The organism is Bathymodiolus heckerae thiotrophic gill symbiont (assembly GCF_900128515.1).
GTDB lineage: Bacteria > Pseudomonadota > Gammaproteobacteria > PS1 > Pseudothioglobaceae > Thioglobus_A.
In genome coordinates this window covers 1-5056 of the sequence record NZ_FQTP01000095.1, presented here as the reverse complement: position 1 = coordinate 5056, position 5056 = coordinate 1, and the positions used below count along the sequence as shown (strand labels likewise).

7 protein-coding genes are annotated in these 5056 nt (G+C 36.1%); all 7 read left to right on the top strand.

The features are described from left to right. On the top strand, positions 1 to 368 hold a 368-nt coding region (locus tag BTHERMOSOX_RS09170; RefSeq protein ID WP_138120786.1), incomplete at its 5' end, for an ABC transporter permease subunit. 5 nt (positions 369 to 373) lie between these two features. Beyond that, positions 374 to 1471: an amino acid ABC transporter permease gene (locus BTHERMOSOX_RS09165; RefSeq protein ID WP_138120785.1), complete on the top strand. Its 1098-nt coding sequence runs from the start codon at positions 374 to 376 to the stop codon at positions 1469 to 1471. Positions 1472 to 1478: 7 nt separating this feature from the next. After that, positions 1479 to 2255, top strand: coding sequence for an amino acid ABC transporter ATP-binding protein (locus tag BTHERMOSOX_RS09160; RefSeq protein ID WP_283204853.1), 777 nt, complete (start codon positions 1479 to 1481; stop codon positions 2253 to 2255). Positions 2256 to 2355: 100 nt separating this feature from the next. Beyond that, positions 2356 to 2784 carry a Fic family protein gene (locus BTHERMOSOX_RS09155; RefSeq protein WP_138120783.1) on the top strand — a complete coding sequence of 143 codons (429 nt, stop codon included), beginning with the start codon at positions 2356 to 2358 and terminating at the stop codon, positions 2782 to 2784. Positions 2785 to 3052: 268 nt separating this feature from the next. Then, on the top strand, positions 3053 to 3712 hold the full coding sequence (locus BTHERMOSOX_RS09150) for an SH3 domain-containing protein (RefSeq protein WP_138120781.1): 660 nt from the start codon (positions 3053 to 3055) through the stop codon (positions 3710 to 3712). Positions 3713 to 3717: 5 nt separating this feature from the next. Continuing rightward, entirely contained in the window at positions 3718 to 4062 is a 345-nt protein-coding gene (locus tag BTHERMOSOX_RS09145) for a thioredoxin family protein (protein ID WP_138120779.1), read from the top strand. Then, complete coding sequence (gene hemH / locus BTHERMOSOX_RS09140; protein ID WP_138120777.1) at positions 4059 to 5042, top strand: ferrochelatase; 984 nt, start codon at positions 4059 to 4061, stop codon at positions 5040 to 5042. The genes BTHERMOSOX_RS09145 and hemH overlap by 4 nt, the downstream gene beginning before the upstream one ends. Positions 5043 to 5056 lie beyond the last annotated feature (14 nt).

The following is a 5056-nucleotide window of genomic DNA, read 5'->3' as shown; positions in this document are numbered from 1 at the left end:
CCGCTACTTATATTGCTGAAGCTATTCGCTCTGGCATTGAGTCTGTAGATAAAGGGCAGAAAGAAGCAGCAGCAGCAATGGGTTTAACACAGACACAAGCACTAAGACAGGTAGTATTGCCACAAGCGCTAAGAGTGGCCATACCACCGATTATTAACCAATACTTAAATCTTACTAAGAACTCTTCTTTAGCGGCGGCAGTCGGCTATACAGAGTTAGTGACCATATTCTCAGGAACGGTCTTAAATGTAGTTGGCCAAGCGATTGAGATTATTATATTGACGATGTTGGTGTATTTAACAATATCCCTTGTCATATCATTAATCTTGAATATTTTTAACAAGAAAATGCAAATTAAGGGCAAGTAACTATTATGGCAATCTACCCGTTAAAAGAAACAAGAACACCGCCTAAATCGCAAACCAAGGCCATTGCATGGCTAAAAGATAACTTGTTCTCATCTATATCTAATGCGGCACTTACTTTTGTTGCGTTATATGTTATCTACTTACTTCTGCCACCGATTTTAAATTGGACAATTTTTGATGCTAATTTTGATTTGACTGCAGATAACCAGTCTTGTGGCCGAGAGGGTGCATGCTGGTCCTTTATTAATGCCAATCTTAAAATGTTTATTTACGGGTTTTATCCAGAAGAAGAACTGTGGCGTGTTAATACCATGTTCGGCCTTATTGCAGTTCTGGTTATATTTGGATCGCTAATTAAAAAATCACAATACAGAGCGCATTATATTATCGGTTCTTTTTTGATATATCCTGTTGTTGCTTTTGTGTTGCTATACGGAGGACTAGGCCTAGAAATCGTTGAAACTGACAAATGGGGCGGACTTACACTGACTGTTGTAGTTGCTGCTATTGGTATTATCGCCTCCTTTCCATTAGGTATTTTATTTGCCTTGGGGCGACAATCTGAAATGCGCGTTGTGAAATTTATTTCAGTGATATATATCGAATTTGTACGTGGCGTTCCGCTTATTACTATTTTATTTATGGCATCCGTTGTGTTGCCGTTGTTTTTCTCTGCAGGTATGGATTTTGACAAGCTGCTTAGAGCTTTAATTGGTATAACCTTGTTTCAAACAGCCTATATAGCGGAAGTGATTCGCGGTGGTTTGCAGGCTATTCCTAAGGGGCAATATGAAGCTGCCGATGCTGCAGGTCTTAGTTTTATGCAAAAAACAATTCTTATTATTTTGCCACAGGCGCTTAAGATTTCTATCCCTAATATTGTTGGTTCGTTTATCGCATTATTTAAAGATACAACCTTGCTACTGATTATTGGACTGTTTGATATGTTGGCGATTGTAGGTGCAGCCAGCAGCAACTCTAGCTGGCTAGGCAGAGAAACTGAAGGCTACGTATTTGTTGCCATGGTTATCTGGGTGATTTTATATTTAATGAGTCGTTATTCAAAAAGATTAGAAGTGCGTTTTAGCACTGAACACAGGTAGGTAAAAAATGAGCGAATTAATAAATAAAGAAATAGGCGAAAAAGATTGTTGCAATATTATTGAAATAAAAGGGCTGAATAAGTGGTATGGCGACTTCCATGCCCTTAAAAATATTGATTTAAACGTTAAAGAGGGTGAGATCATTGTTATTTGCGGCCCATCAGGCAGTGGTAAATCTACTTTAATCCGTTGCGTTAACTTTCTTGAGAAGTTTCAAGAAGGGTCTATCACTGTAGACGGAACAGAGCTTACAGATGATGTTAAAAAAATCAGACAAATACGATCAGAAGTGTCTATGGTATTTCAACATTTCAACTTGTTTCCGCACCTGAGTATTATTAATAACCTAACCTTGGCGCCAATTTGGGTGCATAACGAGACTAGGCAAGAAGCAAGAGAGAAAGCCCTGAAGCTACTAGATAGAGTTGGTATTAAGGACCAAGCTGAGAAGTATCCAAATCAACTTTCTGGTGGTCAACAGCAGCGTGTTGCTATTGCAAGAGCACTATGCACCTCTCCTAAAATTATGCTATTTGATGAGCCTACATCAGCACTTGATCCTGAAATGATTTCAGAGGTTTTGGATGTGATGATCGAGCTTGCCAAAGAGGGTATTACAATGGTTTGTGTTACTCATGAGATGGGTTTTGCTAAAAAGGTCGCAGATCGAGTAATTTTCATGGATGTAGGCCAAGTTATTGAGCAAAATACGCCTGATAAATTCTTCGACAACCCTGAATCCGAAAGATTACAGACGTTTTTAGATCAAATACTAACCCAGTAACACTCTAAAGCCTGTTTAAGCGTTAATAATCTAATCCTCACGACTAACGTGGGGATTTTTTTGGTAAACTTAATTTCAATCTTTAAAACAATTTGACACAATGGCCTGGTTTGGGAAAAGCAAAAAATCAACAATCGTAGAAAATTCTGACAAAATTAAGGGTTTGAATGAGGAGTTAAAGCGTAATAATTCTATTACCAATTCTTCAGAACAACAGGGTTTTGATTTTAAAGAAAACACCGTTACACCAGTAGTTGTAGATACATCAAGTACCAAGAATGGACTAAGTTGTAATTCGGAAAAAATAAGCTCGGACCAAGTTGAAATTCTAAAAAAATGCAAGTTAGAAAGTAGTGCCGAAGAGCTAATGAAAATTTTAAAACGCACTCACAAGACTCGATTTAAGAATGATATTTTAAATCCTTTACTGGATTGTGAATTTTTTGAACGAACCATTCCAGAAAAGCCAAAAAGCCCAAAACAAAAATACCGACTAACCAGTAAATTTGTACGAGCCAAATCAGACTAGGTGTATTTGTTTAAAAAAATACAAAAAAATCCATTTTCAGTCTGATTTTTAATGGATATTCTCAAATTTTAGATTTAAGCTATTTTTTTATAAAAATAAGGCTGATGGCTGGCTAAGGTTTAAATAGTTCAAATATGAGTAATCTAATTTTAATAGCATAACCCATTGATTTTTAATGATTTTATCTATTTTTAGGCTTATTTTTTAGTTTTTTGTTGTTTTCAGCTTATACTATGGCTACTTTTTATTTATTTTTTAGTTTTTCAATATGAAAGTTAAATTATTACTAATTTTTTCATTATTAATAAGTGTCAACCTTTGGGCAAATCCAACTGTTTTTGTTGTTAACAATCATAGTGAAATTCGTTCTAGTAAGTCTGAGACGGATAATCAAAATATTTTAAAAATTGTCAATAAAGGTCAATCTTTGCAGCGTTTGACCATGCATTATTCTGGCTGGTCTTTGGTTGCTATAAGTGATATTAATGGCTGGATTTTATCTTCTAGTTTGACAAGTGAAAGGCCGTTTAATGTTGTACATAATCAAGAAAATATTACCAACTCAGAGGTTAGGAAATTAACAGTAAAATTACTCAATACTGAACGAGAGCTACTTGCTTTAAAGCAAACTAGTGCACAATTAGCCAATACAATTGTTATATTAAACAAGTCAATTAACGACTTAACACTGGAAAATTCAATCTTAATTCACTCTAAAAAAGTGATTAAATCTAGCGCTGATAACACAACCCCAGAAAGGGCTGAAAGGATTAATACCGACGTTACCCAAGTTACATCAATGGCCAATTTAAATATTAATTGGATTTACACTGGTATTTTGATTTCGGGTATTTTACTGCTAGCCCTATTCTTTGTTTTTAATAGAAATAAGCACCGTCATTTTAACTTAAACACGTTAAGGCGATAATCTGTATGTCTGCCCTAGAAGTTAATATTGAGTCATTTGACAAGCTGGTTTTAGAAGAGTCTTTTAAGCGCCTGGTGGTTTTGGATATTTCAGCTGAGTGGTGTGGTCCTTGTAATATTTTGGAACCAATAATCACTTCTGTTGCTTTAGAATTCAATGAAACTGAATTTTTACTGACCAAAATTGAAGCTGAAGATGAAAATATGAAAATTGCTGGGCGCTATAGTGTTCGTGGATTTCCAACGGTTATAGCCTTTATTAATGGTGAAGAAGTGGATCGTTTTCATTCGGTAAAAACGTCCGATTTTGTGCGTGATTTTATCGATACCAATCTAGGTAAGATGACGTGAAAACTGGCATTTTACTCACCAATTTAGGCACGCCTGATGAACCTACAAAGCCTGCTTTAAAGCGATATTTGTCTGAATTTTTATCTGACCCTAGAGTGGTTGATCCACCCAATAAGCTTGTCTGGTGGCTGGCTTTAAACTTGGTAATTTTGAACGTTAGACCTGCAAAATCTGCGCTTAATTATGCCAAAATTTGGGATAGTTTTGGTCCTGGATCACCTTTACTGAATATTACTAAAGCGCAATTATCTGGCGTTAAAAAAGCGCTACAGAGAGACAATATAGAGAATATAGAGCTAGAATTTGAAATGGGTATGCGCTATGGTAAGCCTTCCATTTCTCAGGCACTGAATAAGTTAAAAGACAAGGGATGCGATAAAGTAGTTGTTTTGCCACTTTATCCACAATACTCAAAAACCACAACACTTTCAACTCTAGATGCGATCAATGTGGAGCTAGATACTTGGTTAGAGCAGCCTGAAATTGTGTTTATTGATAAATACTACCAAAATCAAAGCTACATTCAAGCTTTAAATAACTCTATTAGAGAGTATCAAGTTAAGCACGGCGTGGCTGATAAATTGCTTATTTCGTTCCATGGTATTCCACAGCGCTATATCGATAATGGCGACATTTACTATCAACACTGCATGCAAACGGCCGATCTACTGGCTAAATCGCTTAATTTACGTGATGACCAATGGCAGGTAAGCTTTCAGTCAATTTTTGGCAGAGAGGAATGGACCAAGCCTTATACTAAAGATACGCTTGAGTCTTTTGCAGGTTCTGGTGTTGAGAGTGTTCAAGTTGTATGTCCAGGCTTTGCAGCTGACTGTTTAGAGACAATTGAAGAGATTGATGATGAAAATCGCGGTTATTTTATTAATGCTGGCGGTAAAGAATTTGGATACATTCCTGCGTTAAATACACGCAAAGATCATATTGATGCATTAGTCGATGTTCTTTCGGTTCATCTATAGTTTGTTCGTATAAT

Bases quoted from the DNA above. Each gene is read 5' to 3' on its own strand.
- BTHERMOSOX_RS09165 (WP_138120785.1), top strand. From the start codon at position 374: ATGGCAATCTACCCGTTAAAAGAAACAAGAACACCGCCTAAATCGCAA.
- BTHERMOSOX_RS09160 (WP_283204853.1), top strand. From the start codon at position 1,479: ATGAGCGAATTAATAAATAAAGAAATAGGCGAAAAAGATTGTTGCAAT.
- BTHERMOSOX_RS09155 (WP_138120783.1), top strand. From the start codon at position 2,356: ATGGCCTGGTTTGGGAAAAGCAAAAAATCAACAATCGTAGAAAATTCT.
- BTHERMOSOX_RS09150 (WP_138120781.1), top strand. From the start codon at position 3,053: ATGAAAGTTAAATTATTACTAATTTTTTCATTATTAATAAGTGTCAAC.
- BTHERMOSOX_RS09145 (WP_138120779.1), top strand. From the start codon at position 3,718: ATGTCTGCCCTAGAAGTTAATATTGAGTCATTTGACAAGCTGGTTTTA.